General features: G+C 42.6%; 29 protein-coding genes. 16 read left to right on the top strand and 13 right to left on the bottom strand.

Going from position 1 to position 25688, the window contains the following annotated elements:
• Positions 1-3: 3 nt before the first annotated feature.
• Both ectA and N7U62_RS16110 read right to left on the bottom strand, forming a co-directional pair.
• Positions 4-489 (bottom strand): diaminobutyrate acetyltransferase, encoded by a 486-nt coding sequence (gene ectA / locus N7U62_RS16115; RefSeq protein WP_264139044.1) that lies wholly within the window; start codon positions 487-489, stop codon positions 4-6.
• Between the two features lie 53 nt (positions 490-542).
• The gene (locus tag N7U62_RS16110) at positions 543-1064 is read right to left on the bottom strand and encodes a MarR family winged helix-turn-helix transcriptional regulator (RefSeq protein WP_264139043.1); all 522 of its coding nucleotides are present in this window, start codon (positions 1062-1064) and stop codon (positions 543-545) included.
• A gap of 503 nt (positions 1065-1567) precedes the next feature.
• Between N7U62_RS16110 and N7U62_RS16105 the strand changes: the two genes are divergently transcribed.
• From N7U62_RS16105 to N7U62_RS16080, 6 genes are all read left to right on the top strand, one after another.
• Entirely contained in the window at positions 1568-2353 is a 786-nt protein-coding gene (locus N7U62_RS16105; protein WP_264139042.1) for a hypothetical protein, read from the top strand.
• A complete protein-coding gene (locus N7U62_RS16100; protein WP_264139041.1) occupies positions 2350-2865 on the top strand; it encodes a DUF350 domain-containing protein in 516 nt (171 codons plus the stop codon). The genes N7U62_RS16105 and N7U62_RS16100 overlap by 4 nt, the downstream gene beginning before the upstream one ends.
• 6 nt (positions 2866-2871) lie before the next feature.
• A complete protein-coding gene (locus tag N7U62_RS16095) occupies positions 2872-3822 on the top strand; it encodes a helix-turn-helix transcriptional regulator (RefSeq protein ID WP_264139040.1) in 951 nt (316 codons plus the stop codon).
• Between the two features lie 84 nt (positions 3823-3906).
• A complete protein-coding gene (locus N7U62_RS16090) occupies positions 3907-4197 on the top strand; it encodes an antibiotic biosynthesis monooxygenase family protein (protein ID WP_264139039.1) in 291 nt (96 codons plus the stop codon).
• 5 nt (positions 4198-4202) lie between these two features.
• A complete protein-coding gene (locus N7U62_RS16085; RefSeq protein ID WP_264139038.1) occupies positions 4203-4814 on the top strand; it encodes a GyrI-like domain-containing protein in 612 nt (203 codons plus the stop codon).
• Between the two features lie 172 nt (positions 4815-4986).
• Positions 4987-5592 carry a YceI family protein gene (locus N7U62_RS16080; protein ID WP_264139037.1) on the top strand — a complete coding sequence of 202 codons (606 nt, stop codon included), beginning with the start codon at positions 4987-4989 and terminating at the stop codon, positions 5590-5592.
• Positions 5593-5669: 77 nt separating this feature from the next.
• On the opposite strand, the gene N7U62_RS16075 is transcribed toward N7U62_RS16080, so the two are convergent.
• Both N7U62_RS16075 and N7U62_RS16070 read right to left on the bottom strand, forming a co-directional pair.
• Positions 5670-5888, bottom strand: a complete 219-nt coding sequence (locus tag N7U62_RS16075) for a hypothetical protein (RefSeq protein WP_264139036.1) — start codon at positions 5886-5888, stop codon at positions 5670-5672.
• Positions 5889-5996: 108 nt separating this feature from the next.
• Complete coding sequence (locus tag N7U62_RS16070; protein WP_264139035.1) at positions 5997-7853, bottom strand: vWA domain-containing protein; 1857 nt, start codon at positions 7851-7853, stop codon at positions 5997-5999.
• A gap of 141 nt (positions 7854-7994) precedes the next feature.
• On the opposite strand from N7U62_RS16070, the gene N7U62_RS16065 reads away from it, so the two are divergent.
• Both N7U62_RS16065 and N7U62_RS16060 read left to right on the top strand, forming a co-directional pair.
• Complete coding sequence (locus N7U62_RS16065; protein ID WP_264139034.1) at positions 7995-8552, top strand: RNA polymerase sigma factor; 558 nt, start codon at positions 7995-7997, stop codon at positions 8550-8552.
• Positions 8545-9999, top strand: a complete 1455-nt coding sequence (locus tag N7U62_RS16060) for a TonB family protein (protein WP_264139033.1) — start codon at positions 8545-8547, stop codon at positions 9997-9999. Before N7U62_RS16065 ends, N7U62_RS16060 begins: the two co-directional genes overlap by 8 nt.
• A 47-nt stretch (positions 10000-10046) precedes the next feature.
• Here the strand turns inward: N7U62_RS16060 and glmM are convergent, their stop codons facing one another.
• Positions 10047-11444, bottom strand: coding sequence for a phosphoglucosamine mutase (glmM, locus tag N7U62_RS16055; RefSeq protein WP_264139032.1), 1398 nt, complete (start codon positions 11442-11444; stop codon positions 10047-10049).
• A gap of 120 nt (positions 11445-11564) precedes the next feature.
• Positions 11565-11795 (bottom strand): hypothetical protein, encoded by a 231-nt coding sequence (locus tag N7U62_RS16050; protein ID WP_264139030.1) that lies wholly within the window; start codon positions 11793-11795, stop codon positions 11565-11567.
• A gap of 121 nt (positions 11796-11916) precedes the next feature.
• On the opposite strand from N7U62_RS16050, the gene mazG reads away from it, so the two are divergent.
• The 6 genes from mazG to N7U62_RS16020 all read left to right on the top strand — a co-directional run bounded on the left by mazG (position 11917) and on the right by N7U62_RS16020 (position 17896).
• The gene (gene mazG, locus N7U62_RS16045; protein WP_264139028.1) at positions 11917-12717 is read left to right on the top strand and encodes a nucleoside triphosphate pyrophosphohydrolase; all 801 of its coding nucleotides are present in this window, start codon (positions 11917-11919) and stop codon (positions 12715-12717) included.
• Positions 12718-12728: 11 nt separating this feature from the next.
• Entirely contained in the window at positions 12729-13217 is a 489-nt protein-coding gene (ispF, locus tag N7U62_RS16040; RefSeq protein ID WP_264139027.1) for a 2-C-methyl-D-erythritol 2,4-cyclodiphosphate synthase, read from the top strand.
• Positions 13210-13881, top strand: coding sequence for a tRNA (5-methylaminomethyl-2-thiouridine)(34)-methyltransferase MnmC2 (gene mnmC2 / locus N7U62_RS16035; RefSeq protein WP_264139026.1), 672 nt, complete (start codon positions 13210-13212; stop codon positions 13879-13881). Before ispF ends, mnmC2 begins: the two co-directional genes overlap by 8 nt.
• 104 nt (positions 13882-13985) lie before the next feature.
• Positions 13986-15326: a Trk system potassium transporter TrkA gene (gene trkA, locus N7U62_RS16030; RefSeq protein WP_264139025.1), complete on the top strand. Its 1341-nt coding sequence runs from the start codon at positions 13986-13988 to the stop codon at positions 15324-15326.
• Positions 15323-16780 (top strand): TrkH family potassium uptake protein, encoded by a 1458-nt coding sequence (locus N7U62_RS16025; RefSeq protein ID WP_264139024.1) that lies wholly within the window; start codon positions 15323-15325, stop codon positions 16778-16780. Before trkA ends, N7U62_RS16025 begins: the two co-directional genes overlap by 4 nt.
• 9 nt (positions 16781-16789) lie before the next feature.
• Positions 16790-17896, top strand: a complete 1107-nt coding sequence (locus tag N7U62_RS16020) for a prolipoprotein diacylglyceryl transferase (protein ID WP_264139023.1) — start codon at positions 16790-16792, stop codon at positions 17894-17896.
• Here the strand turns inward: N7U62_RS16020 and N7U62_RS16015 are convergent, their stop codons facing one another.
• The 3 genes from N7U62_RS16015 to N7U62_RS16005 form a co-directional block, all read right to left on the bottom strand.
• Positions 17897-18865: a hypothetical protein gene (locus N7U62_RS16015; protein ID WP_264139022.1), complete on the bottom strand. Its 969-nt coding sequence runs from the start codon at positions 18863-18865 to the stop codon at positions 17897-17899. It lies immediately after the preceding gene.
• Positions 18866-18937: 72 nt separating this feature from the next.
• Positions 18938-19588: a PAQR family membrane homeostasis protein TrhA gene (gene trhA, locus N7U62_RS16010; protein ID WP_264139021.1), complete on the bottom strand. Its 651-nt coding sequence runs from the start codon at positions 19586-19588 to the stop codon at positions 18938-18940.
• Positions 19589-19657: 69 nt separating this feature from the next.
• Positions 19658-20080, bottom strand: a complete 423-nt coding sequence (locus N7U62_RS16005; protein ID WP_264139020.1) for a hypothetical protein — start codon at positions 20078-20080, stop codon at positions 19658-19660.
• An 82-nt stretch (positions 20081-20162) separates the two neighbouring features.
• On the opposite strand from N7U62_RS16005, the gene N7U62_RS16000 reads away from it, so the two are divergent.
• Complete coding sequence (locus tag N7U62_RS16000) at positions 20163-21038, top strand: hypothetical protein (protein ID WP_264139019.1); 876 nt, start codon at positions 20163-20165, stop codon at positions 21036-21038.
• Here the strand turns inward: N7U62_RS16000 and N7U62_RS15995 are convergent.
• The 3 genes from N7U62_RS15995 to N7U62_RS15985 are packed head-to-tail and all read right to left on the bottom strand — an operon-like array spanning position 21016 to position 22935.
• Complete coding sequence (locus N7U62_RS15995; RefSeq protein ID WP_264139018.1) at positions 21016-21531, bottom strand: GNAT family N-acetyltransferase; 516 nt, start codon at positions 21529-21531, stop codon at positions 21016-21018. The two genes, N7U62_RS16000 and N7U62_RS15995, sit on opposite strands and share 23 nt — an antisense overlap.
• Positions 21528-21995: a free L-methionine (R)-S-oxide reductase MsrC gene (gene msrC, locus N7U62_RS15990; RefSeq protein ID WP_264139017.1), complete on the bottom strand. Its 468-nt coding sequence runs from the start codon at positions 21993-21995 to the stop codon at positions 21528-21530. Before msrC ends, N7U62_RS15995 begins: the two co-directional genes overlap by 4 nt.
• 4 nt (positions 21996-21999) lie before the next feature.
• A complete protein-coding gene (locus tag N7U62_RS15985; RefSeq protein WP_264139016.1) occupies positions 22000-22935 on the bottom strand; it encodes a polysaccharide deacetylase family protein in 936 nt (311 codons plus the stop codon).
• Between the two features lie 75 nt (positions 22936-23010).
• Here N7U62_RS15985 and N7U62_RS15980 point away from each other — a divergent pair, with 75 nt between their 5' ends.
• Entirely contained in the window at positions 23011-24120 is a 1110-nt protein-coding gene (locus N7U62_RS15980) for an NAD(P)/FAD-dependent oxidoreductase (protein WP_264139014.1), read from the top strand.
• Positions 24121-24172: 52 nt separating this feature from the next.
• On the opposite strand, the gene N7U62_RS15975 is transcribed toward N7U62_RS15980, so the two are convergent.
• The gene (locus N7U62_RS15975) at positions 24173-25540 is read right to left on the bottom strand and encodes an MFS transporter (protein WP_264139013.1); all 1368 of its coding nucleotides are present in this window, start codon (positions 25538-25540) and stop codon (positions 24173-24175) included.
• Positions 25541-25688 lie beyond the last annotated feature (148 nt).

Here is a 25688-nt window from a genome sequence, read left to right as displayed (position 1 = left end):
ATATTAATAGTTCAATTTTCCGATTTTATAAATGTATTCTGACTCGTGACTGTCGTTGAAATCCGATGCCTCGATGTAGTTCTCTTTTTTCATCTCTGCGCCATAACTTTTGGCCAGAGAGGTAAAGAGTGCAATGGAGCCTTGATTATCATCTGATATCGTGGCTTCAATGAATTCTACTTTTTCTGATTGCTGCTCGATCACAAAATTGATGAGCTTCTTAGCCATCCCTCTTTTCTGAATTCGTGGATCCGTGCATACTTGCCAGACAAATAAGGTCTGACTGTCGTCTTGCCTCGGGATGCAGGACACATATCCGAGGATATCGGTCTGGTCCGGCGAGGTGACAATGGCACAGTAATCTTTGAACAGATCTGAGAGCATGAAGTAGCAGTACTCAGAATTAAGGTCTAGATTTCCAGTACGTTTAATTAGCTTCCAAATTTCTTTCCCGTCAGTTAACTGCGGCTTTTGAATATTTAGATTCATATATAAGGTTTAAATTGAATGAGAACAGGCTCTAAAAACACTGTACTCATTTGTTAATGCTTGGGCTTGAATTCACCCTCTTTGTTTATTGTTATTTCTGGTTCTCCAACTATATTTTCTCCAGTTGCCAAGATTGGACTTGAGTCAACATCTTCTGCTTCTATGGCAGTGATGAGTAGGCTCAGCGAATCCAAAATTTGTTTTCTCTTGTCTTCCGAAAGATCAGACAAATTGTTTTCCAACTTCTTGTGCAAGAACATAGGAGAGTTATTCAATATCTCTTCACCCATGTTGGTCATCTCTATTTTGATGATCCTGCGATCCTTATCAGATCTCACACGCTCTACTAATAATCTAGACTCCAATTGATCAATGATATTGGTCAACATACTGGGAGACAGATTAAGCATCTTACCCAATTCTGAAATCGATCTTGGTCCATACTGACTCAGATAATTGAGACAAGTAAGCTGCGAAGAGTTGAGACCAATTTGCTCTTTCAATCGATTCGAGTAGATGTCTACGGCTCGTATGATTTTTCTAATACTCGCGATAATTTCTTGTTCTATTTTCACTGATTTTATAAAGTATTTGTTTCAGTCAGCAAAATAGTTCAGTGCTGAAACATTTGCAAAACTAAATAATCTACTTCAATTAAAAACCTTTTACTATTGAAATATTCAACGGCTAAGAAATGCTTTTGATGCACAATGCGGCGGTTTTTTGAAAAAATCGCCGAAATAGAAGAGATAGGTATGATTTGATGTGAGACCATTCTCCGCAATTTTTTTTTAATCTATCTTGATAGATTCTGATGATTGCTCATGATCGGAAGCAGCGATTTGGAATAGGATTATTTGAAGAAAAACTGCGTTTTGTTATATAATGCCCGGGATTATACTGATAAGGCAAAATAATATAAGGATTATGCCAGAATGTAAGAATAAAATTTCGTCATCTATATTTAAGCGGCTCCATTAACCAAACAATACTATGTTCTCTCAACCAAAATATTTAAGAGCCATTTTATTTTGTCACATTTTAAATGATATTCGAATTCATTTTTAACTAATGGACATTGAAGAACAAGATTTTTTGGTGGGTATTCGGTTTTATCGTTTTTGTGATCTTCAGAATAATATCGTCAGTGGGCTTGGATGAGGATACTTCCATAGAGTGTTTTGAAGAAAGCCTAAAAGATACGCGAACGGGAAACTATCTGCATACCAGAAATTGGATGAGCAACCATGATCAGCATTGCCTAACTTATGAAAGTAGTATGCTGACGAGTGAAGCTTCTAAAGCTGATCGTGAAAGGTTGAATCACCCTATGGAAAATATGAAATACAACCAGCACTGGGGCACGATCTACGCTCAGTTGGTTGAACAAAACAGAGAGCGGCTAGAATATTTTGTGGACTCTTTGCGGAATCATTTAGCACTGGGGGCAATGACACCATCTCAGCAACTATCCACGATAGTTTCCTTAGTTCAGGATATTCCATACGTACTCATCAAAACGGGCTCTTGTGATGAAGGTACTAATTCGGGTTCTTGTGAAGGGGGGCATAAATTTGGCGTCTTGTCTGGACCAGAGTTCATCTATTCACTTAAGGGTGATTGCGATACCAGATGCTTACTATTGTATGCCGTTTTGGAGGCATTGGGCTATGATGCCATGATCATGATCAGCAAGCAATATCGACATGCCATGCTGGCGGTGAACACTACTGCAACGGGTGATTATTACATGTACCAGCACAAGAAATATTACTTTTGGGAAACGACCGGTAAAGGTTGGCAAATAGGTATGTTGCCACCGGATATGCAAAATATCAACTACTGGAAAATTGCGTTATCATGAATTATAGAATAGCTGTTTTAGGTCTGCTTGAGATTTTTTCTGCCCTCAGTATTGGAGTGTTTATTTTGGCACTGACTTACAAATTGGTCAAATGGATTGGACAGAGGTATCACGGGATTCGCGAGCAGGAAAACCTTGCCTATAGCATCTATACAGCGAGTATTTTATTTTCTGTAGGGTATTTGGTCAGCTCGGTGATTCAGCCTTTGTTGTCTTCTTTTCGCTTGCTCAGTCAGAGTGAAAGTCAATGGTTGCTTGTTTTTAAATACCTGGGTCAAGGAGCCATCTACATTGGTATCGCCTACTTTTTTGCTATGATCATAGGTCTACTCAGTACGCTGCTTTATGCCAGAATCACGCCTATCAAGGAATTTGAGGAAATCCGAAACAACAATATCGGAGTGGCGATAGTGGTCAGCGTGATCATCATCACATTGACCATGATGTGCAAGAGTGGAGTGGCCTTATTGATAGAATCCATCATCCCATATCCGGAGCTACCGCCTAATTGATAAATCATGAACCGTATCGACCGCCTTACTGCCATTTTGATCCAGCTCCAAAGCAAGAAACGTGTGCCTCTAGTAGAGATCGAGGAGCGCTTTGAGATTGGTCGGCGTACAGTCTTTAGAGATATCCGAGCACTGACGGAAGCGGGTGTTCCCATCGGAGGTGATGCAGCGGAGGGCTACTTTATCGTCGAGGGTTACCATTTGCCTCCGGTGATGTTGAACAAGGAGGAGGCGGCTGCTCTTTTGCTGGGAGGAAAACTGCTGGCGCCTAAGGCGGATAAAAAGACCTATCGAGCGTTTGAGGAAGCGTTGCTGAAAATAAAGGCGGTATTGCGCTATTCTGATAAGGACTATCTTCAAACACTGGAGGATAAAGTGCAGGTTTTGCAATTTCGACATTCCAGCGATACGGAAGATCAGGATCGTTTTTTTCCAGATATTCAGAAAGCCGTCGCAGGTCATCTTTTGGTAGATATGTTGTATTACTCCAACTACAGCGAATCGATCAATCAAAGAAAGGTAGCTCCGTTGGGTTTGGTCTATTACAACGACAACTGGCACATTATTGGCTTTTGCTTTCTGCGCAAACAGATTCGAGATTTTAGAACGACGAGGGTTCGAGAGCTGATGTTGCTGGAGGAGACTTTTGATCCCTGCGACTATCCAAACTACGATGATTTTCTGAAAGAGCAACTCAGTCGCTTTGATGTGGAAGAAGTGACAGTAGAAATCCGAAATGATATCACTCGTTTTATATCTGATGCCAAATACAATTATGGCTTTGTCAGTGAGAAGAAGGGACAGGAATGGACAGAGATGAAATTTGTGATTCCGGATCATCACTTCTTTGTGCACTGGATGATGATGCATGGCAAGTATGGCAGGATTCTTTCTCCTCCCTCTTTGATCAAAAGGGCAAAAGAGCTGAGTCGGGAGATTTTCGAGCACTATCTATAATTTTTTTTCCATCCCTAAAATAGAGTGACATAGGGCTGTCACTCTGCCTGATTTCTTTGTGTTCAAATCAAAACCATAGAACAAATGAATACGGAAATCAAAGAAGTGATTGTCTATACGATCAAAAATGAATTTGAGAAGGAGTACGGCAAAGTCCAGCACATAGTGAAAAGCTGTTTGGAGGGAATGGCAGGGTTCAAGGGAGTACATAGCTTTCGCTCGTGCAGCAAGGCCAATCAACTCATGGATTGGGTAGTGTGGGACAACTATGAAAACGCCAAGGAGGCTGAAAAGGAGTTCGAAAAACATCCACAGTTTGGATTGCTGATGAACTATCTGGAGGAGATGAAATTTTCTGATCACTTTAAAAACTAAGCGTCATGATTGCAGAAAAACTAGATTTGGCCATTACAGATAAGTCATATTATAGGGCAAAAACTGAGGCGGCTGTAGAGGATTTTGGGACTTATCCTTACTTGACGATTGCGGGTCAGTGCGCTCCAGAGGATGAGATCTTTTTAGGTGCAATTGAGAAGATCTATCAGCTGGCATATGCGATTAAATTTTTGCAGAAGGCGGATGATCTCGATTTTAAAGTGCCCAAGATGGAGTGCGAATGGTGGGTGAAAGGTGGCCCTGAGAGGCAATCTGATTTTATATCGGTCGCAAGAGAAGAATGGTGCTGGAGAATCATGATCCGAATGCCGATATCTGTGAGTGATGAGGTATACAAACAGGGAATGGCTGTTGCCAAAGAGAAGGGGAAACAGGTGGCTGATGTCCAATATGAAATTATAGAGCAGGGCAAATGCGTGCAATGTCTTCACTTGGGATCCTATGAAGAGGAGGGGCCAACGGTAGATAAGATTCTCAATTTAATGAAGGAAGAGGGCTTGAAACACCGTGGCTATCACAAGGAAATCTACCTGAGCGATCCAAGAAAAACGGCAGAGTCAAAGCTCAAAACCATCATTCGTCATCCTGTGATGTAATTCTTTTGGACCAGTAGGAGGAAACACCATGTGGTTCCGGCTTTGTCAAGGACTGATCTCTATTAGGCCTGAATGGGAGAACAGCTTGACAAAGCCTTTAATCATGGCTACTTCTATTGTATCCCTATTTCATTGTGTTAAATTTGAGTTCACCGTTAAAAAACACAAACACATGAAATTGAAAAACAACATATTAATATTAGCAGCCCTCGTGGTGACTTTTGCATGTTCTACTAAGAAAGGTGGAGAGACTGCAAGTGAGGAAAAAGAAGTGGTGACTTACGATCCATCAGCCGCTAAAATCAAGTGGACAGCTTTTAAATTGACTGATCGAGTAGGTGTATCAGGTACTTTTGATCAAGTAGCAGTTACTCCAGGAACTGGATCTACTATCGATAGCCTTTTGACTGACGGTAGTTTCGTGATTACCACCGAAAGCGTCAACTCAAATGAGGCAACTCGTGATCCTAAAATCAGAGAATCATTTTTCGGTGTATTCAACACTCCAGAGATAAAAGGAAGCATCTTGTCTGCCAAGGATGGTAAAGGCGAAGTTTCTTTGATGATGAATGACACGACTAATACAGTTCCTTTCACCTATGCAGCGACTGACTCTACTGTGGTGATGACCACTACTGTAGACGTGACTAACTGGAATGGTGGAGCCGCGATAGATTCGCTCAACAGCGTATGTGAGCTGTTGCACAAAGGCGCCGATGGTGTCTCTAAGCTTTGGCCAGACGTGGTAGTTCAGGTGACTATCCCTGCTAAGAAGTAATAAATTAAATGAACGTCACTACGACGTAAGGAGAAGTCTCATTCGGTATGCCTTGCCAAATGAGACTTTTTTTGCGCTCAAGCCAAAAGTCCATTCAATAAATCAGAGGCTGATTTGAGTTGTTTTTTCCCATCCTCGTGTAAGCGCACATCTTCGAAGGCTTCTACTAAGTCTTGAATAGACTGTTCTGTCTTTTCGTTACTTATGGTTTTTAAGATGTTCACGTAATCTAGTCCTTCTACCAGCTTTAGAAAAGCGGTAGTGTTGCTATCATCTATGTCTAAAATTACCTTCATATCCGGATGTCTATGTCTTTAGTATATCAAATATAATGAATCTAAATGGAGATTTCGGGAATACAAGGAAACGTCAAAGAGGTTCAAAACCTCTTTGACGTTAATTCATCACATCGCCATCAGCTGATAGCTTTTGACCAGTTGTATGAATTCTGATCTGTAACCATTCACATCCGTTCCTTTAGCTGCCTTTGCCATTGCAAGCGCGTCTTTCGTTTCAAAATCCCCTTTGAATTCTGAGTCTCTCAGGATCATCCCAAATGCTGCCACACTGGCCGACCATCTGAAGTTTTCCGAACTTTCGCTCAAATCAACGCTGCGGTCCATCAGAGGCTGCTCGATCAATTGACTTTCGCTGCCCTTTGGACTTTTGTATCTGAGTTTTACGTTCATGAGTTCATTGGAGGCGCTGGCGCTTTCTGTTATTTTGGTTTCCTGATATTTGAGGTCGTCCACAGGACTGAATTTGCTTATGACCCCTACTGGAATGATTTCGTAAAGGGCAGTCACTGTGTGTCCTGCACCTAGTTCACCTGCATCCTTTTTGTCATCGTTGAAATCCTCATCTTTCAAAGCACGGTTTTCATAGCCGATCAATCGGTAGGCTTGCACCTTAGTAGGATTGAATTCTACCTGGATTTTTACGTCTTTGGCTATGGTGAACAGCGTTCCGCCAAATTCGTTGACCAGTACCTTTTTGGCTTCCAATATGTTATCGATATAGGCATAGTTGCCATTGCCTTTATCAGCCAACGTTTCCATTTTTGAATCCTTGTAGTTGCCCATGCCGAATCCCAATACGGTGAGGAAAACCCCTTCTTCTCTCTTTTTCTCGATCAACCGCTCCATGGATGCGTTGCTGGATTCTCCCACATTGAAATCCCCGTCAGTGGCGAGAATGATTCGGTTGTTACCTTCTGGCTGGAAGTTCTCCTTGGCGATTTGGTAGGCCAGGTTGATACCTGCGCCACCGGCTGTGCTGCCTCCGGCTTGCAATTTGTCCAATGCTTCAAGGATTTTATCCTTTTCCTTGCCAGAGGTGGAGGGCAAGACCATACCAGCCGCCCCAGCATAAACTACGATGGCTACTCGGTCCTGCGGTCTCAACTGCTGCACCAGTAGTTTGAACCCTGATTTCAACAGCGGCAATTTATTTGGGCTACTCATGGAGCCAGATACATCGAGTAGAAAAACCAGATTAGAAGGCGGCAAATTCTCCGTTGGAATGTTTTTGCCCTGAAGACCAATATGTACAAGCTGATGTTGTTCGTTCCAGGGAGCCTGCGCTATTTCTGTATTGATTGAAAAAGGATCGTCTCCAGTGGGTTCTTTATAGTTATAGCTGAAATAATTGATCATTTCCTCAATGCGGACTGCATCTTTAGGAGGCTTCTGGCCATTGTTGATGAAACGTCGCATGTTGCTGTAAGAAGCCGCATCTACATCGATGGAGAAAGTAGAAAGTGGCTTGTTTTTGGGCTGATGAAAGATGTTTTCTTCTATCGCTTCATATTCTTCAGTATTATACTGAATTGCGGATTCATCGTACATCATCATAGATGGAGCAGAGGCTTTGGCTTTTCTGTTTACCACCTTCGCAATACTACCGGTGACAAAACTTCTTTCTTGTGCTCCATAGCCTACTACGACTACTTCCTCCAGCTGAGCCATGTCGGGTTCGAGTGCCAAGTTGATTACGCTTTGCTTCTCGACTTTTATTTCCTTGGTGACATAGCCGATGAAAGAAAAGCTCAGCGTTTTCCCTTCCATGACAGAAATGCTGTATCGGCCATCCAGATCGGTGATAGTGCCCTGAGGGCTACCTTTAATAATGACATTAACGCCCGCTATTGGGTTTCCATCATCTGCGCTGATGACTTGTCCGGTGATTTGTCTGGCTACTTGTGGGCTCTGTGCTGCAGTAGCGATGATGAATGTGAGTAGAAATATTGTAATCCGTCTCATGGTTCTTCGGTTTTTAGTGAAACATTTTGCTACTAGGATGCAGGGCCAATCAGGATTCCATAAAAGTTTTTGAAAAAATTTTTAGATTGATCGATGGGCAGTTAATCGGATGATTGCCTAAAGTGTGATATCTTCCCGAGATTGACAGTAAACAAGCCAAATACAGATAAGGAGATCATCCAGGCCTATAAGCGCTCGGGTGATATGGAATTGCTCGGAGAGCTGTACGAGCAGTACATGCACCTGGTACTTGGCGTTTGTCTCAAATATCTGAAGAGCAAAGCAGAGGCTCAGGATGCAGTCATTGAGATCTTCGAAGAGCTGGTGGTCAAGCTACAAAATCACGAAGTGGATCATTTCAAAAGTTGGCTCTATGTGCTCACTCGAAATCACTGCCTGATGAAATTGCGTAAGCAAAAGTCAAGAGGGCATGAAGAAGAAATTGGCGAGGCTTTTATGGAATCCGAGCCATTCCAGCATCATGAGGATGAGACTCGGCTGGAAGACAATCTGGAAAAACTAAAGTCTTGTATCGCAAAGCTGAAGGAGGAACAAAAGCGCTGTGTCGATTTGTTCTTTCTTCAGGAAAAATGCTATCAGGAGATAGCAGATAGTACCAATTTTGATCTGAAGAAAGTAAAGAGCTACATCCAAAACGGAAAGCGAAATCTAAAAATATGCATGGAGCAAAGTGAGTAAAGATCGCAAACATATTGACCCACTGAAGGAGCTGAGTCCTGAAATGATGGATGCTTATCTCAAGGGTAAGTTGAGTCCACGGGAGCGTCATGCAGTGGAGCGCTTCTTGCTGGACCACCCCTTCGAGGCAGAGGCCATGCAAGGTCTAGAGGCTCATGAATTCGATCTTGGTTCATCACTTCGTGGACTTAGAGACAGATTGCCGAAAGAGGACAAGGAGGAGACCAAAGTACTACCGCTGTGGAAACGACCACTAGGTATAGCTGCAACGATTGCTTTGCTTTTTGTGAGCTCCATCACGATGTGGCTGGTAGTGGATCAGCTGTTACCAAGTGATGAAGTAGTGATCAAGGAGGCACCTTTGGAGGAAGAGGAACAAGAGCAGAAAGAACTGTCTCAGCCCGAGCCTGTCCAAGATGAGGTGACTGTAGAGGAATCAGAGAAACAGGAAGTGACAGATGAGTCCAAAGAAGAAATGTCAAATGCCCCTGAGAATATCGAAAGACAAAAGGCCGCTGAATCGATCAGAATGGAGAAGGCTAGAATGGAGTCTGAACAAAAGATCGCTCCCCAACCCGTGGTTGAAGAATTGGCGCTGGCTCCAAAACCTGTTGCCAGACAAAGGGAAGTTAGCGATGAAAGGGTGATTACAGAGGAGGAAGAAGCCCAAATTGTACAAGAGTTACAAGGGGTGGTTTCAGGAGTTAAGGTTGAAGAAGAAAGTGCTTTCGCAGCAGATGAGGATGTTGTTGTAGAAGGAATGGAATTGGAGACTGTGGAAGTCGTAAGCTACGGCGTACAAAAAAAGCAATCAGTGACAGGTTCCGTAGCTGTTGTTGAGAGAAGTGCATATGCCGGTCCGCGATTGGTCAAAGGAAAAGTGGTAGATGCATCTGGAGAAGGCATACCTGGAGCCACAGTAATTGTTAAAGGCAGTACGACCGGAACGATTACCGATATCGATGGCAATTTTGAGATTGGGTTGGAAAATGAAGATGATCTCCTGGTCGCTAGTTTCATTGGTTATAACAAGAAAGAAATCAAGCCAGATAGCTTTGCACCTGTCACAATAGAAATGAGCGAGGATGTAGCTTCTTTAGAGGAAGTGGTCGTAGTGGGTTATGGAACCAGCACTACTCCAAAACCTGACAATGAAGCCTATCCTGATGGAGGTTTTATAGCTTTTCGTAGATATGTCAAGGAGAATTTGGAGTATCCAAAAGAGGCACATTTCCTTCAATTGGAGGGAAAAGTAGTGGTTAAGTTTAAAGTTAGCGATACGGGAAGCCTTTCTGATTTCGAAATCAAAAAAGGGTTGGGGCATGGCTGTGATGAAGAGGCCATCCGACTCATCCAAGAAGGACCAAGCTGGAACCCCTCAAGAGAAGAGGGGCAGTTAGTAGAAGATGAGGTGACGCTTAGAATTCGATTTAAGCTAGAAGACTAAGCGCCTTTGCTCTCTAATGCGAGATAAATGGAATCAAAAAAGCAGATTTAATCCTCTACCTTCTCGCTTACGATTTCCTTGATGTCCATCATGATTTTCTTGGCCAGTACTTCTGCAGTGTTTTGCGATTCAGATTCTGAGTAGATTCTAATGATCGGCTCAGTATTCGATTTGCGCAGATGTACCCACTCGCTCTCAAAGTCGATTTTAACCCCATCCTCAGTATTGATTGGATGTTTTTCGTACTTTTTCTTCACTTCTGCCAACACATGATCCACATCTATGTCCTTGGTCAAGTCAATCTTGTTTTTGGAGATGTGGTAGTTCGGGTAAGTTGCTCTCATAAAAGAAGAAGATTTACCAAACTTAGCCAGAGCCGTCAGGAATAAAGCAATCCCAACCAGAGCATCACGTCCATAGTGTAGTTCAGGATAGATCACACCGCCGTTTCCTTCACCGCCGATGACAGCATTGGTAGCCTTCATTTTAGTGACCACATTGACTTCTCCTACTGCGGAGGCCTCATATTGTCCACCGTTTTTCAGCGTTACATCTTTCAGGGCGCGGGTAGATGACATGTTAGAGACGGTGTTACCCGGTGTGTTTTTCAACACATAATCTGCAATCATCACCAACGTGTACTCTTCACCGAATGGCTCGCCATTGTCAGCTACAAAGGCCAATCTATCCACATCCGGATCCACTACAATGCCCAGATTGTATCTCCCACTTTCTACTTCGTTACAGATGTGGGTAATGTTTTCTGGAAGTGGTTCAGGATTGTGAGGAAATAAGCCGTTAGGCTCATCGTAGAATATTTTATAATCACGAACACCTAGTTTGTCTAGCAATTTTGGAATGGCCAGAGCTCCCGTAGAGTTGACTGCATCTACAGCAATCTTCAAATTGGCGTTCTTGATCGTTTCAACGTCTACCAGGGGTAGTTCTAAAATCTTGTCGATGTGGAAATCAAAGTAGCTATTATCTACTTTGTATTCACCCAAGTCTTTGGAGTAAGCAAATTTGATTTCACCAGAATCTGCCAATTCCAATACTTTCTTGCCTTGCTCATCATTGATGAATTCGCCATCTGCATTGAGTAGTTTCAACGCATTCCATCCATTTGGATTGTGGCTAGCCGTGATGATAATACCGCCTGCTGCTTGTTCTGCCGGTACAGCCATTTCTACAGTAGGGGTGGTCGACAGACCCAAATCCACCACATCTATTCCGAGGCTTTGCAAGGTGCCTGATACCATTTTGGCAATCAGCTCACCAGAAGGACGTGCGTCTCTTCCGATTACAATCTTTCTGAATTCACTGTTTTCTTTGGCCCATTGACCAAAAGCAGCTGCATATTTTACTACATCATTGGGAGTGAGAGATTCTCCCTTCTTGCCTCCAATGGTTCCCCGGATTCCGGAGATAGATTTAATCAATGTCATCTACGCTAGTAGTTTTTTGGGAGCGCAAAGGTATTCAAAGCTTTCAAAGCACAAAGCTATTGGCTGTTTGAAAACAATTCCCAGCTCCAAGGTTAGTTAAAAAAGGTTGCTAAATATGTGCTAGTTGAATTTGCCCAATACTTTGTCTACTTCATTATCTGGATTGCCACATGAGGCTCCAGGAGTAACTGTTTTACCACAGTAGCCACATGGTTCACCCGTTTTGTTGAGATAGGGGTTTTGCGACGCACATGTGCCTTTAAACTCTCCATTTTTCAAAAAGATGAGTCTTACGCTCATAAAAATGAAAAATATACCGACTAATCCTATTCCTAAAAGTACTGTTGTCATAATTTCCGAATACTTGCTGCAAATTTATACATTAAAGCCAATAGCTTTGTTGCTTCTTTCACGAAAGAATTAGTGATCCTTATCATTTTGTCAACTAAAGTCCCTTGCAAATCATATTATTATGAGTGAAGCGAAGAGTAAACCAGACCTAAACAGACCCGAAAAACTCAAAGCTTTTGATCGATTGCTAACCGTGATGGATGAGCTGAGGGAAAATTGCCCCTGGGATAAGAAACAGACGCTGGAGACCCTCAGACACCTGACCATAGAGGAGACTTATGAGCTATCAGATGCGATATTAGAAAATGACCTACCAGAGGTAAAAAAGGAATTGGGTGACATCATGCTGCACATGGTCTTCTATGCTCGGATCGCACAGGAGAAAGGTGAATTTGATGTGGCAGATGTGTTGAATGGGATCTGTGAAAAGTTGATTTATCGCCATCCTCATATATATGGGGATGTAAAAGCCGAAGATGAAGCGCAAGTCAAAGCCAACTGGGAAAAGTTGAAACTGAAAGAGAAAGGGAACAAGTCTGTATTGGGCGGAGTACCGAAATCTCTACCTGCTATGGTCAAAGCCATGCGTATCCAGGAGAAGGCCCGCGGAGTAGGTTTTGACTGGGATGATCAGGCACAGGTCTGGGACAAGGTGCAGGAAGAGCTAGCTGAGTTCAAAGAAGAAATAGAACAGAACGAAAAGGAAAAGGCCATGGATGAGTTCGGAGATGTACTCTTTTCTATGGTCAATTATGCGCGATTCGTGGGGATTGATCCTGAGGAAGCACTAGAGCGCACGAATAAGAAATTTATCAAGCGCTTTCAATATTTAGAATCCGAAAGTAAAAAAGACGGCAAGACCATGGGTGAAATGACGCTGGAGGAAATGGATCAGTATTGGGAGAAAGCTAAAGAACTATAAGAATTGAAGTAATGAAACCAAACATCAGAGTAGGATATGGGTATGATGTCCATCAACTAGCAGAGGGAGAAGAATTTTGGCTTGGAGGTATTAAGCTGGAGCATACTCATGGCGCAGTGGGACATTCGGATGCGGATGTTCTGATTCATGTGATTTGCGATGCATTGCTTGGAGCGGCCAATATGAGAGATATAGGTTATCATTTTGCCGATACCGACCCTCAGTACAAAGGGATTGATAGCAAGATTTTACTGAAGGATGTGATGAAGTTGCTTCGAGATGCAGGGTATGAGGTTGGTAATATCGACACCACTGTTTGTCTCCAGAGGCCGAAAGTCAACCCGCACATCGATAAGATGAAGACGGTTTTGGCGCAAGTGATGAACATGGATGAACATGACATTTCAATCAAGGCCACTACCACTGAAAAGCTTGGGTTTGTGGGGAAAGAAGAAGGAGTATCTGCGCATGCTACAGTTTTGATTTTCAAAAATGCCTAAGGTAGAAATATTCGAAACCAGAGACGGATCGCATTCTTTGCTATTGCCTGAGATGAATGAGACCTATCATTCGACACATGGGGCTGTCACCGAATCCCTCTATGTTTTTATAGACAAAGGGCTGAAGCATTTGCTAAAAGAACAGCCTGCACTCAAGGAAGTCAACATTCTGGAAGTGGGTTTTGGAACAGGACTGAATGCCTGGTTGACAGCCGTGGAAGCAGCTAATTTAGGAATCAAGGTCAATTTTGTGACGTTGGAGAAATTTCCTCTCGAAAAGGAAATCTGGAGTCAGCTTAATTATGCTCAGTCAGAAAGTGATCAAAAGCTATTCAAAAGTGTGCATGAGGCTAAGTGGAACTCTATGGAAAAGGTTTCTCAGAATTTTTCTATCCAAAAATTAGAGACGGACATTTTTGAATTCAAGCCGGAAGATATGTCCTTTGATTTGGTGTATTTCGATGCTTTTGCCCCCTCCAAGCAACCAGAAATGTGGCAGCCAGAGGTGCTGGAGAAAATGTATAATGCCTTAAAAAAGAGCGGTGTATTTGTGACCTATTGTGCGCAAGGGCAGTTCAAAAGAGATTTTAAATCGGCAGGTTTTGTTGCCGAAGAATTAGAAGGCCCTCCAGGTAAGAAGGAAATGACCAGAGGTAAAAAATAGTAGCCCAACCTAACCACTGGGTTTAACTAAACATCAAAGTAGTATCATGGATAGGATGATTAATTTATATTTGTCCAGATTCAATGAATACTCAATAGAATTCAATGAGGATAATCATAGCAGGAGCAGGAGATGTGGGCTTTCACTTGGCTAAACTTTTAGCCTTTGAGTCACATGACATCAACATCATAGACATGGATGACGATAGGCTCCAGTATATCTCCAATCACCTGGACGTACATACGACCAAGGGCAATTCCACCTCTTACAAAATACTGGAGGAGGCAGAGGTGTCTAAGGCAGACCTGCTGATCGCAGTGACTGAATCCGAGACCACCAATATCTCCACTTCTATTATTGGCAAGAGTTTAGGAGCGAAGAAAACGATCGCCAGAGTCAGCAATACTGAGTATATCCAAAGAAAGGATATTTTGGATTTGAAATCTGTGGGTATCGATGAAGTGATTTCACCTGAATCGCTTGCAGCCAAGGAGATCAAAAGGTTGCTGAAGGAAAATGCATTGACGGATACTTTTGATTTCGAAAAAGGGGTGCTATCGCTGGTTGGGATTTCTATAGATGAGGAGTCGGAACTAAAGGATAAAACTCTTGTAGAAACGGCTTATCTCAATCCCGATTATTCATTTATTACAGTTGCCATTCTTAGAGGGGAGGAGACGATCATTCCTCACGGTGACAACAAGTTTGAACTCAACGATCACGCCTACTTCATCTGTCAGCCCAATGGGGTAGACAGAGTATTGGACTTGGCTGGTAAGCAGCGCGAATCCATCAAGAATATCATGATTCTGGGTGGAAGTAAGATTGGCATCCAGGCTGCCAGACAGCTGAGCAAAAAATACAATATCAAACTGATCGAGCAAGATCGTGACAAATGTTTCGACCTGGCCGATTCTTTGCCTAACACCATGATCATCAATGGCGATGGTCGAGATGTGGAATTGCTGAAGGAAGAAGGAATCGACGATATGGACGCATTCATCGCTGTGACGGGAAACTCCGAAACCAATATGATTTCTTCTCTGGTAGCCAAAAACCACGGTGTGCCCAAGACTATTTCCCTGGTCGAGAACATGGACTACATCCACCTATCTCAGAACATAGGAGTGGACACCATGATCAATAAAAAATTGATTGCGGCGAGCTTTATTTTCCGCTATATCCGAAAAGGAGAAGTGGTCAATATGACTACTATTCATGGTGTGGATGCGGAGATAGTAGAGTTCGAAGTGAAAGAAGATACAAAAATCCTGGAGGCAGAGCTGAGAAATCTGGACTTCCCTCATTCGGCGATTATCGGCGGGGTAATCCGAAGAGGGCAAGGAATCACTGCCAGAGGTAATTTTACTTTCGAACCAAAAGACCGAGTTGTGGTGCTATCTAAACCTGAATGCATCAGAAAGGTAGAAAGCTTCTTCAAATGAGATTCAATTACAAAGTCATTTTAAACATTTTGGGTCTCCTGATTCTATTGAATGGAGCCTTTATGATGACTTGCGTTCCTTTCAGCCTTTATTTTGGAGGCAAAGATTTGAATGCCTTGCTGATATCAGGCGCTTCGGCCATGATCATTGGTTACATGATATTTGCCCTTACCCAAAAGAATCGTTCTAAGGATCTGAAAAAAAAGGATGGGTATCTCATCGTAACGCTCGGTTGGTTGTCCATGTCTTTATTTGGGACCTTGCCTTATATTCTTAGTGGTTCGATTCCCGATTTTACGGACGCTTTTTTTGAGACCATATCAGGTTTTACTACTACGGGCGCGACCATATTGACAGATATTGAGGGCCTTGATAAAGGAATTCTTTTTTGGAGGAGTCTGACGCAGTGGATCGGGGGTATGGGAATCATTGTGCTGGCGGTGGCGATCTTGCCACTGTTGGGTATTGGAGGTATGCAGCTGTTCGTGGCAGAGGCTCCAGGTATCTCACCAGACAAACTGAAACCGAGAATTACCGAAACGGCCAAACGGCTCTGGTTCATCTATGTGGCTTTGACCCTAGTGGAGATGATATTGTTGTGGGCAGGTGGTATGACCTTTTATGATGCCATCAACCATGCTTTGACTACAATGGCAACTGGGGGATTTTCTACTAAGAATGCCAGTATTGCCTATTACCAATCGCCTTTCATTCAGTATGTGATCATTTTCTTTATGTTTTTGGCAGGCACCAATTTTACAGTGACCTATTTTGCTTTGCATGGTCAGTTCAAGACCGTCCTCAAAAATGAAGAATTCAGATTCTATCTAATCATTACGTTTTTGGTAATGACCTTGATAAGCATTGGTGTTTATCAAACACAAGGTCAGGGACTAGAGCTTTCTATTCGTCAGGCTTTGTTTCAGGTAGTCTCCGTCATCACCACTACCGGATATGTCACGGCAGATTATACCCAGTGGCCTTATGAAGTAGTCTTACTTTTGTTTGTATTGATGTTCGTGGGAGCTAGCGCAGGTAGTACTGCAGGAGGTGTTAAAATCGTACGTCATCTTATACTGGTGAAAAACAGTATACTAGAGCTCAAAAGACAATTGCACCCTTCAGCGATTTTGCCAGTAAGGTTCAATGGAAAGGCGGTACATAAGGACATCACTTTTAACATCCTGGCCTTTATCATGATCTATATATCCATTTTCGCATTCGGGTCGATTTTGGTATCATTCATTGGAGTAGATTTTATGACCTCCATCAGTGCAGTGGCCACCTGTCTGGGTAACATTGGTCCTGGTTTAGGAAATGTTGGACCGGTAGATCATTTTGGAGAAATCCCCGTATTAGCCAAGTGGGTTTTGTCTATCCTTATGCTTTTGGGTAGGCTAGAGCTATTTACAGTACTGATTTTATTCACCCCATATTTTTGGAAAAAAGTTTAAAGAGAACACATGACATTATTTGAAATGATTATTTGGAGTCCCAGTCCTGAGATGTTTGTTATTCCAGGCCTGAATCATCCAGTAAGATGGTACGGTCTTTTGTTTGCACTTGGTTTTATTCTGGCGCAGCAAGTCATGTATTGGATCTTTAAGACTGAAGGAAAAAAGCAAAAAAATGTAGATCAGTTGACCATGTATTTGGTAATAGCTGTAGTGGTGGGAGCCCGATTGGGACACTGCTTATTTTATAATCCCGGCTATTATTTGAGCAATCCATTTGAAATTCTGAAAATATGGGAAGGTGGATTGGCTAGCCACGGTGGCGCAATAGGAATGCTGATTGCTTTATATCTCTACAGTCGAAAACATGCTGATCAGAGTTACTTGTGGATTTTGGATCGAGTGGCTATTGTGACCGTTCTAGTGGGCGCATGCATTCGTTTTGGTAATTTCATGAACTCTGAAATTATTGGCTTACCTACGGGTTCAGATTCAGGGATCGTGTTTGCCAGAAGTGCCGAAGACATGTTTACCAGTCTGGACTCAAGAATAGAAGAAGTGAGCTTTGAAAAGGGTGGTAAAATAGAAAGTACCGAAGCGGGTAAAATCCCTATGACGATTCATCTGGAATACAAAAGAACCGTGAAGTTGGATGAAGCAAATGCCAAACTGTTTTTTGAAACTACGCTCCCTCGTGCGATTGATAGATACTATGGAGTTGCTGAACATATCGCGCTACCAGCCAATCAGGCGGTGGTGTATGACACTTATGAGAGAAGAGGAGTGCAGCAGGCTGATGTAGCAGTTTTGGCCATCCCAAGGCATCCGGGGCAGCTCTATGAAGCTTTGGCCTGTGTGATTATGTTTCTTATTTTAGCCCATATCTGGTACCATCACCGTTCCCAAATCAAAACAGGGTTTTTGTTCGGAGTTTTTATGATGATGCTCTGGTCCGAACGCTTCTTTGTCGAGTTTTTCAAAGAAAATCAAGAGGCTTGGGAAGCAGATATTCCACTCAATATGGGGCAATGGCTCAGCATCCCAATGTTTATTATTGGATTGGTAGTTGTGATTAAGTGCTGGGGATTTACTCCTAAGGATAAAAAAGCAGAGTGATTACCACACTCTGCTGTTGCCGTCTTGATCTTCAAAAGCTTCTAATTCGCTCCAGATTATTTCTCTAACGGCGGCATAGTTTTCTGCTACCCGTGAGTCTATGATATCAGGAATTGTAAAATCTGCTGGAGGCATCTCTCCATACATGGCGGAGTAGGTGATCATAGCAGCCAAAAAGTAAACCGTGGGTCGTCCATGAGGCGCGTCATCTTCATACAGTATGTCGACTGGGATTTCGCTTAAGTTAGTTTCAGTCAACAAATGGCTTAGTATCGGACCTACAGGAATCATATGAATGCTTTGATTGGGTCTTGCCTCCACGAGCGCATCGTGATAGTCTAGCCACCATTGGTGGAAATCTCCGGTGGTATAAGCTTGGTAATTGGCAAATTCTGATTCAGTTGGTGGGAAAGAATTGATATACCCTGCCATATCTGGCCAATTTTCATAGATATAGATATCTAAACCCTCTTCTTGACTGGTCGTCCAATCCGTGATAGTAAGTGTCGACAATACTGGAGAAGTATCAGAAGCGTCACCGTCGTAGGTTTCCTCAGGGCCTTTGTATTGGATGAAATTGCCCGCAGTAATGAGTATCGAATTGAAGTCAACATCACTGAATTGATCGCCTGTTTCGTCACTCCAGATTGTAGGGATGATGTCAAAGCCCCATTGAGGTATTGGAGGCAGATCATCGTGCTGTGGTAAGAAGCCATATTGACCGGAAACGCCGTATTGGTAGTTGGCAGCCTCGGCTAGTAAAAACATCCAATGAGGAACGGAAGTTTCATTGCTAGGGACTGGGTTTACATTGTATTCGTGGTTGATCAGGCTGTGCCCGAAAATGTATGTTCTTAGTTCGGTTGTACGCGGAGTAGTTTCTATTTCTTCTTGAATATCTACGTCCTTAGAATTGTCCTGACAGGATACAGCTGTGATTAACAGTAATAGAAAAATAGCTCGATTCATAGTCTATTGGTTTTGTTACGCGCTATAAAACGATGGACTGCTAAATTATTGTGTGAAAAGTTCGAGTCTCATTTATTTGAAGACATATAGCACCATCATGAGATAATGAAGGATACTGCCAGCCATTACGAATAGATGCCAGATGAAATGGGCGAACTTAAGACGGTAATCAATGATGTAAAAAATAATACCAATGGTATAGCAAAAACCACCAGCAGCTAGCAGCCAAAAGGCACCATTTTCCATGGCGTTTCGAACCGTATCGTACTGAAAGACAACAATCCAGCCCATGAAGGCATAAAGCAGAGTAGATAGTAGATTGAATCTGCCTGTGAAAAATACTTTTAGTACGATCCCGATGACTGCCATACTCCATTGGATACCAAAAAACACCCAGCCAGTGACTCCCCCAATCGTAATAAGCATCACAGGTGTATAGGTACCAGCGATGAGCAGAAATATCCCACAATGATCCAGGATATTGAATACACGTTTGGCTTTTTGGTGGGTCAGGCTATGATATAGGGTAGAGAAGGTATATAATAACACCAAACTACTGCCATAAAACAACGCGCTAAACAAGCTCCAGGGCTGATCGCTCTTAGCTCCGAATACGATTAGCACTACAAATCCCCCTATGGCCGTCAATGCTGTAATGCCATGAGAAATGGCATTGGATATTTCTTCCCCTATAGTTTGGTTTTTTTCCTTTCGCTGACCCATTTGATGATCTTCATTTTGATGACAAAGATACGTTCAGCCCAGCTTAGAGGTTCTTGCTGTCAATATGATTTAATTCAGTTTTTCGAACTTTTGTCCGCAACCTTCTATGCAGAAATAATACAGCAGTAGTTGACCATCCTCCATCTTGTATTGGATTTGGAACTCTACATCATCATACAAATTGTCACATCCTTCAGGATAAAGAACTTCTAAATTTAAGTCCACCTTTCCTTCGGTGGTTTGTGGCTCATAATTGGCGAGACTACACATCGATCGGGTGGCCTTGAATGTTTTATTCTCAAAAAACTCAATCTGTAAATTTTTGTCAGTGGCTCGGAAGGTACCACTTCCATCACCAGGATCTGCGAGTTGTTCTATTAGTTTCCATTTGCCGACAAGTGGATTGTCTATGTTTTCTTCATGAATAACCTCCTGTTGCTGGCAAGAGGCAAGAAAAACCAACACAATTGATAGGGATAATAGCATTTTCATCTTTATATATTTTGATTTGCTATAGTAAAGGCACTATGCAGATGTTTTTGGTTGTAACACAAATTTATTTAGCTCTAGACAAATGAAATACCTGGTGGTAATATTGATGTTTTTTTCACTAGAATCTTTGGCTCAGGATATTCTGGTGTTGAATTCTGGTGAAAGGGTGCCCTTTTTGAGAATGCAGGAATATGAGGATGTAATCAGAATTAAGGATTTTGAGGAAGGGGAATTGGTAGATTACCAGCCTGATTCGGTTTTAGGCTATGCGGAGGTGAATTCTGAGCAGGATTATTTTCTGATCTTTGATCCTGAAGACACGACGAATTACCTCTTTGTTGAGCGACTGATCGTTGGTCCTATTACGCTCTATGTTTATGAGAAAGAGGGTAATGCCTTGTTTGCCGAGAAGAATGGAGAGCTAAAAGAGGTGTATAACAAATACACGAAAGGGGAAGAGGCTCAAGATCAATTTGAGCAACTGCTGAATATGGTGTCAGATGATACTAAGGTATTCAAAGCCATGAGGTCTGCGGAATATAGACATAGACAAAAGAATATCGAACAGTTGTTAATGGCATATAACCAGCGAAACTACGAAGAGAATCCTCCAGCTGAGGACGAAATATTGGGTTCGGTATACATTTACAGGACCCGGTTTCAAAAGACCAAAGACCCTATCCATGTCACACTTTTTGGAGAGAGTGAAGAGGTATGGATAGAAGACTTTATCCATCTGCAAGTACCAGTCAACAGACCCGTGAAAATGCTCCTGTCCGATCGATACACCAGCAATGAAGTTCTACTCGCCGGTCAGCTGGGAGAGCAGTTTTACGAGGTGCTATATGATCGACGTAGGGACGGATTTATTCTGGATGATAAATCTGGTACAGAGCTTCAGTATGAGTTTTATGACATTAAAAGGAAGGTTGGGGCTAGCCTTCCTGATGAGGAATAAATAAAACCATAGATTCTTCATCAAAATACTTGCCTTTGAATTTGACAGCTTGTTTTTCCAGGGAATAGCTTTTGAAACCGAACTTTTGATAGAGGTGTCTGGCAGCCGGATTACTTGCTATGACTGTCAGGTTGATTTGCTCAAGATTAGGCAGAGCTTGAGTGCGATCTAGTACTTTTTGAATGAGTGCTGAGCCTATGCCCTGACCGCTATGCTCTCGTTGCACATACATCCTGAACAACAAGCCTTTGTGACGAAGTTTTTCTCTATTGGCACCTTCACGTTGGAAGCTCACAACTCCTGCTAGTCTGTCATTGACATATGCACCTAGCGTGAAGCTGTCTTCTCGATCGTGGGTCGGGAAATTCAGGTCTTTTTCATCAGCCGGACTGATGCGGAAGTTATCCGTTTCATCAATGAGTCCTTTGGTAAAAAAGTCCTTGTATTCATCACTGAGATAACTTTTGATTTCCTTGATACTAAAATGACTCATAATGCAGTGAGCAGGTCCTCTAGATACTTTTGATCTATTTCGTCAAATGTACCTAGTTGTTCACTATCAATATCAAGAACCGCCACAACCTGGCCATCCTTAATAACAGGCAATACGATTTCTGACCGGGAAGCCGAACTACAGGCTATGTGCCCAGGAAACTGATCGACATCTACTACCACTTGCGTCTTAGCTTCAGCCCATGCGGTACCACAGACTCCTTTTCCTTTGGAAATTCGTGTACATGCTATTGGGCCTTGGAAAGGACCTAGTACCAGCTGGTCTTCTTTGACGATATAGAATCCCACCCAGAGAAAGCCAAAAGCCTCTTTCAGTGCTGCAGAGGTATTGGCCAGGTTGGCAATCCAGTCACTTTCATCGGCTACTAATGCTTTGATTTGAGGAATGAGTGATTGATAGACCTCTTCTTTATTTGTTCCTTGTAGAATTAATTCTTCTGCCATGCTCTTATAACTTCAAACTGTCCATTTGGGTTTTCAAATATTCGCTCCCCATGTTGCGATATACCAATGTCTTGAAAAATTCTTTGTCCTCTTTAGCAATTGATCCTATGAGATCACCACCAGCGGGCATTTCATTTGGTATGGATTGAAATATTTCATCCTGAAAGGCCTCTTCTGCATCTATCACCTCCCAACCCTTGGCTTTGAAATGAGCAATCAAGTCATCCAGAAACAAGGCAGCGGCGAGATTGTGATGCAGTAGCATGGTGTGTTTGATTTTTCTTCCTTGCATAGCGGTAGCTAGCGAGTCAAAGAATTGAGCAGACTGAAAGTTGTGCAATACATAGAACTCCTGAAAGTCACTGACGTCCCTGGCACTGTCTTTTTTAAGTGCATCAACCAATCGGTCGTTGATGTACCAATCATATCCATCGGCTGTAACATAGCCATGTCGGTAATTGTGCTCTTTTAAAAATTGACGAAAGCCATCTCTTTTCTCGATGGTATTGCCTCGCCTGAGATAGGGAAAGCGAAAGTAGGGGTAGTAATTGCTATATTGACGAATGATAGAATCATTTTTTAGCATTTCAACCTTGTATTCTTCTAGTGTGATCTCCCCATCAAAATTTGGGTGTGAGTAAGTATGGTTTCCTATTTTATGTCCAGCTTTATTCCATGCTTTGAGGACTTGATCGCCTTTTTCTCCCTGTAGATTCTTTCCATTGACAAAGAAAACAGCCTTTAGGTCATGATCCTGCAAGTTGTCCAAAATCATCTGGTTCCACTCTGCTCCAGGATACCCTGGCATATCTCGGACCGATCCATCATCAAATGTGAAAGAAATAGTCGGCCTGGGATCTGCGGTTTTTGTTTGGCATCCTAAGATAAAAAGAAGGAAAAATAGTAGGATGGCCCATCCTGGTTTTGGGTATTTGTTCATGGCGCTAAATTAAGCTAAATCGGATTATTTCCTTGGATTGATGGCTGTGAATGGATTTTTATGGATCTTTAGACCATGCGGGATGTGATCATCATTGGGGGTGGATTGGCAGGATTGGTCAATGCCACATTGCTTTCACGAAGCGGGCTAGATGTACTGCTGATAGAGAAGAAAAACTACCCATTTCATCGGGTGTGTGGCGAATATATCTCCAACGAAGTGAGACCTTTTTTAGAAACCAATGCTTTGTTTCCTAAGGAATTAAATCCAGCCGAAATTAAGCACTTTAGCTTGAGTTCTATCTCTGGAAAAACAGCAGAGGCTCCTTTAGGTTTGGGTGGATTTGGAATCAGTCGATACGACCTGGATCAATTTCTCTTTGAACAAGCCAAGGAGGCTGGAGCGGAAGTTTTAACAGGTCGTAGTGTTCAATCTGTTCGCTATGAGGAAGAGGATTTTTTTGTGGCCGCAAATAAAGAGATACTAAAATCGCGATTGGTCATTGGAGCCTTTGGCAAGCGATCGGCTTTAGATCGAGAGATGGATCGTGATTTCATGAAACGGCGATCGCCTTATCTAGGGGTCAAGTACCACATCAAAACTGATTTACCCAAAAATTTGATTGCTCTCCATAATTTTAAAAACGGTTATTGCGGTTTGAGTTCAGTGGGTGGTGATACTTATAACCTATGCTATCTGAGCCATCGAGACAACCTAAAAGACCGAAGTGTTGCAGAGATGGAAGCTGAAATTTTACATCGAAACTCGCACTTGAAGGCCATCTGGGAGAATTCTGATTTCCTTTTCGATCAACCAATCGTAATCAATGAGATTTCATTCGAAAAAAAGGGCCCACTGCATGACCACATATTCATGAGTGGCGATACTGCGGGCATGATTACGCCTCTCTGCGGCAATGGCATGGCCATGGCGATTCGGTCCGCCTATTTGCTGTCAGGGCTAATTCTAGCAAATTGGAATGATGGAAAGATAAATAGAGCCCGGTTAGAGAAAGAATATGTTAAGGAATGGAATAAGGCCTTTTCACAACGTCTTTGGGTAGGGCGACAGTTTCAGAAACTCTTCGGATCAGAAATTTTGTCCGAATGGGCGGTGGGACTTGTGAAAAAACCGGCGATTGCTTCCAGATTGATAGCGGCCAGCCATGGCAAGCCTTTTTCATAAAAAAAGCCTCAGTCAGTGACTAAGGCTCTTAAATAAAGTGATATAGGAATGATTAAGCGGCTAGTTTTTCTTTTCTTTTGATTTCAGCTTCGAATGCTTCCAGTTCCTTTTGCTCCTTTTGAGCGGCTTCCTCGTCCGCTTTAGAAAATTTGATTCCGAATCCCATTAAGCTAATAGCAATCACGGCCAACCCGAAGTACATGAAACTGTTTTCTAAAGTAGCCCCAGATCTCAGTAGAAACTGAGCGTAAATCACGGCACCCACATTGCCCCCGGCTCCTACGATACCAGCTACTGCTCCAAGGGATTTTTTGTTGATGAATGGAACGACTGAATAAGTGGCTCCTTCCGCCATTTGGACGAAAAGGGAGAACAAGATCATCGTGGTGATTGCGAATCCTAGCATATCCATTCTAGAGAATAGGATCAGTGCAAAACCTTCAATGAAAAGCACGATGGTCAACCATTTGACGCGACCCGCTAATCCGCCTGTTCTAGAAAATTTATCTCCTAACCAACCTCCAGTAGATCTGGCAAACAGATTCATCAGCCCGAAAAGAGCGGCAATCATACCTGCAGTCGTTTCGTCTAGCGAAAATTTCGTTTGGTAATAGGTAGCAGCCCTTCCGTTTACAAATAGTTCAAGTCCGAAGCAGGCGCCATAGATGGCAAATAGAATCCATACCCTTCTGTCTTTGACAGCTGACATAAAAAGGCCAGATTCGCCTTCTTTCTTTTCTGGTTTTAGGCCAGTAGTTGAGGCAAAGTTTCCTTTTGGAGTGTCCTGGGTGTATTTCCAATAAAGGTAAGCGACAACCAGCATGATCGCCGCAGGGACAAACATTGCGGGTCTCCATTTTGACAGTTCTGATTCGGCAAAACCGAAGGCCAACATTCCTGAAGCAATCAAAGGCATAACAGCTTGCGTGACGCCTCCACCGAGATTCCCCCAACCTGCGGTGGTGGCGTTAGCAATTCCTACTACATTAGGTGCAAACATTTTGGTGGTGTGGTATTGTGTGATCACAAAGGATGCACCTATCACACCGATAGCCATACGAGAGATCAAATAAGTCTCCCAGTTGTAGGCCAAAGAAGATCCGGCAACTACTATGGCTCCAAATACGAGCAGATATGTATAACTCTTTCTTGGTCCTATTTTATCGCAAAGGTTGCCTATGAACAGACGTGCAACAATGGTAATCCCTACAGATGCGATGAAGGCCGTAATTTTTTGAGACTGTGTCAAGTCCATGTCTGGTCCAATGGTGGAGTTCATCAATGGAGCATGGGCAAACCAGCCAAAGAAACAAAGGAAAAATGCTAACCAGCTCAGATGAAAGGTTCGCATTTGAACCGAACTAAGGTCGAATAGATTGATTCGGGTGGCTTTTTCTAGTGATGTCGAATTGTTCTGCATAATATCAAGTCTTTTACTACTACGTAGATATGTCGTTTACTACGTAGTGATATGCAAAAGTATGATGCTATTAACTTATAAATAATGTTATATAATCATGGTAAATCAAATTTATTCCCATAAAAAAACATGCGATAAGTTGGTTAAG

Origin of the sequence: Reichenbachiella ulvae (genome assembly GCF_025833875.1) — a bacterium.
GTDB lineage: Bacteria > Bacteroidota > Bacteroidia > Cytophagales > Cyclobacteriaceae > Reichenbachiella > Reichenbachiella ulvae.
The sequence above is the reverse complement of the archived record's forward strand: the minus strand, read 5'-3'. Positions and strand labels throughout refer to the sequence as shown.